Origin of the sequence: Cyclonatronum sp., from assembly GCF_022565315.1 — a bacterium.
Taxonomy (GTDB): domain Bacteria; phylum Bacteroidota; class Rhodothermia; order Balneolales; family Cyclonatronaceae; genus Cyclonatronum.
Map to the genome: position 1 here is coordinate 1 of NZ_JAIUMX010000192.1, position 3,222 is coordinate 3,222.

Below are 3,222 nucleotides of genomic sequence, written 5' to 3' on the forward strand. Positions count from 1 at the left end.
AGACCGATGTGGTACGCCTGACGCTGATGGCCGACGGTGTGAGCCCGAGCAACAACACGCAGAGCGTGAATGTAGGCATAGAGGCGGCGTTTTTCGATGAACTGTTCGCCGTACAGGCGGGTCTGCCTGATTTGTTTCTGGACGACCGGATGTTCGAATTCGCAGCCGGCGGCTGGGTTAACTACGAAGTGAACAACGGCCTGGGCCTGAACATTGGCTACGCGCTGCAAAGCCACAAAATTCTGGGCGTAACCAACCGCTTCTCACTTAAAGTTAAATTTTAAGGGAGGATTACCGATATGAAAAATACTTTTGACATTACAAATATCCTCTCTCAACGGATCCTTCAATCCGAACACGCAAGGTTATCTATGAGATTTTTTGCTACGATGCTGCTCAGCCTGGCTGCCGCCGGTTTTATCACGGCCGGTTTCAGCACACAAGTTCAGGGGCAGCAAAACACATCCGGCGGGCTGTATGTGTTCCCGCAGGATGAGAATGGCGCTGTACAGCCCATTCGTCCGCCCAAGCCGCAGCTTAGCGCGGTAGTTGGCGACGGAAGCGTACTGCTTTATTGGGATGATGCCGCTGAATTTCACTTCGATCCGTTTTTTGACGGCTACGTAGTGTACCGCCGCCCGGTAGCGACCGGTGTTTTTGAAGATGTTTTTGCCAACCCGAATAACTTTCAGGGCTACATGATTTTCAAATCGACCGACCCTGAGTTTACGGATGCGCTTCGCATCACCGATAATCAGGGAAACCGCACCCGGCTGGCTTTTGAAGATGTATTTGATCTTCAGAACGAAATTACCGGGTATCACCCGGCTTCGGTTGGCGGGCAGCGCATCTGGATGGGCTCCGATACCGGCATCCGCCGTATCTGGGAAGATACCGGCCTCACCAACGGGCGTACCTATTATTACGCGGTTGTTTCCTTCACGCACGGCGACGCCCTGCCTGAATTTGAGCTGCCCATCGAGTTTGATGATGAGGGGCTGCCGGTGCTTCCGCTTCCAAATTCCATCTACACCGTTCCTCCGATTGATTCCGGTCTGGATATCGAAATACTGCCCGATGGCAGCGTAATTACCGGCGTGAACGTAGTAAAAGTAACGCCACAGCGCGGTGCAGCCGGTTTTGTGCCGGCTCAGGACCCCGCTATCAGCCGCGTGAGCGGCTCCGGTTCCGGAACCATTGAGCTTCAGGTTATTGACCCCGCTGCCTTGCGTAACGGCAACAATTATTCAATTGTATTTACCGATACCCTCATCGAGCGGCCGGGCAATGTTGTTGATCTGGTAACCAAAAGTGTATCCCTCATCAACACAACAACCGGCGAAGCCTTGTTCGACCGCCTGCAAAATTTTCAGGGCGTTGAGCTGCCGGTAAAAGAAGGGCTTCTCTTTTCTGTTGATGACATCCCGACCCGCGTAGCTGTAGATCAGGATCGTACCAACTGGGTAACGGGTCAAAGCGCGAACATCCACAATTTTGTGATTGGGGTTTCCGGCCGTAACCCGACCCCGTCTGATTATCGCCTCGAATTTTTTGACGGCCCGGTACGTGAGTCAACTGCTTTTACCATAGGCAACACCAACATCCCTGTGGAAAACACCAACCTGTCGATTACCAACACCGTTACGGGTCAGGAAGTGGATTTCGCCTTCTTCACCAACCCGCAGCTCCCGCGTGATGTGCGCGATGTCGCTTATCTGAGCGATAATAATGTACTCATATTTGGTTCCGCAGGCCTCATTCAGCGTTCAGCGGACGGCGGGGAAACCTGGTCGAATATTGAAAGCGGCGTAAGTGTACGGCTCAAAGCAGCGCATTTTGCGGATGCACAAAACGGCTGGGCAGCCGGCCGCGATGGCGTTATCATCCGTACAACAGACGGCGGGAACAGCTGGGCTGCGCAAAATACCGGCACGACAGCTATCCTTCGGGACATTTATTTTACTGACCCTGACAACGGCTGGGCAGTGGGCGATAATGGGGTGATCATTGCTACCACAAACGGAGGTAACACCTGGACGGCACAAACCTCAGGCGTTATCAACCGCTTCAACAATGTCCACTTTACCGATGATCAAACCGGCTACGTTTCCGGTCTTGTATTTACAGGCGGGCGCTCCCGCATCCTGAAAACGAACAATGGCGGTGCCGATTGGGAGCTTCTTGAAGTAGGGCCGATTCTGGAATTTTTCGGAATGACGTTTTCGGACGCATTAACCGGTTACCTTGCCGGTACCGGCGGCCGTATTTTCAAAACGGAAGATGCTGCCGAAACCTGGACTGAACTGACTACCCCTACCAATCAGCAGCTGAATGCGATTTCTTTCGCGGGCAGCACTACCGGCTGGGCTGTAGGCCGAAGCGGTACTATCATTAACACAACGGATGGCGGCCTCAGCTGGGAAGCTTTAAACAGCGGTACAAGCGTTGAGCTGTACGGTTTCGACTTTCTTAGCGCAAACGAACTTGTGGTTGCAGGGGCAAACTCAACCCGTATCAGAAGTACAGACGGCGGGCAGAACTGGGCCGCAACAGAAGACTTCCGGCGATTCCGTGCCGCTTTCGACAACAACAATCAGTCCCGAAGTGATATCATTTATATTCTTGAAGATGTGAACGGCGATGGCGAACTCGTAGATACCTGGCGTATTTCCATGCTTGCGCGCACGGCAACAAGCCCCTTTGGCCTCACCGTTGATCCGGTTGAAGGAGATGAGCTGCAATTCTTTACGGTGAAGCCGCTTACTTCGGCTGATGAATTCACCTTCACCATTGAGGGGTCAAATTTCCCCGGAGTGGACCTGACAGAAGTTGAAGATCCGCTCGCACTCATCAGAGTAGTACCGAACCCTTACCTCACAACCCACGAAGCTGAACCGCGTGCAGGTGGCCGTCAGCTGCACTTCACGAACCTTCCGCAGCAGGCAACCATCCGCATTTTTACGGTTGCAGGTCGTTTGGTTCAGACCCTGAACGTAAATAACCCGGCTACTGAAAGCCGCTACGTTTGGGATATGATCACAAACGACAACCGGGAACTTTCCTACGGGGTGTACATCTACCATGTGGATGCCCCTGGTGTTGGTGAGAAAGTGGGCAAATTTGCGGTAATCAAATAGGGGCTAAATCAATGATTAAACAAATGAACACGAAATTGAGCATGAAAGGCACCCTTTTGGCTGCTTCCGCCCTTTTGCTGGTACT

The 3,222-nt window shown here is 52.7% G+C and carries 1 protein-coding gene and 1 pseudogene; both read left to right on the forward strand.

Annotation, left to right across the window (positions count from 1 at the left end; translation table 11 throughout):
• Positions 1 to 284: pseudogene (locus LAT75_RS15450) on the forward strand (hypothetical protein); the annotation flags it as partial.
• A gap of 87 nt (positions 285 to 371) precedes the next feature.
• Positions 372 to 3,137: a YCF48-related protein gene (locus LAT75_RS15455; protein WP_291483723.1), complete on the forward strand. Its 2,766-nt coding sequence runs from the start codon at positions 372 to 374 to the stop codon at positions 3,135 to 3,137.
• The last annotated feature ends 85 nt before the right edge of the window (positions 3,138 to 3,222 follow it).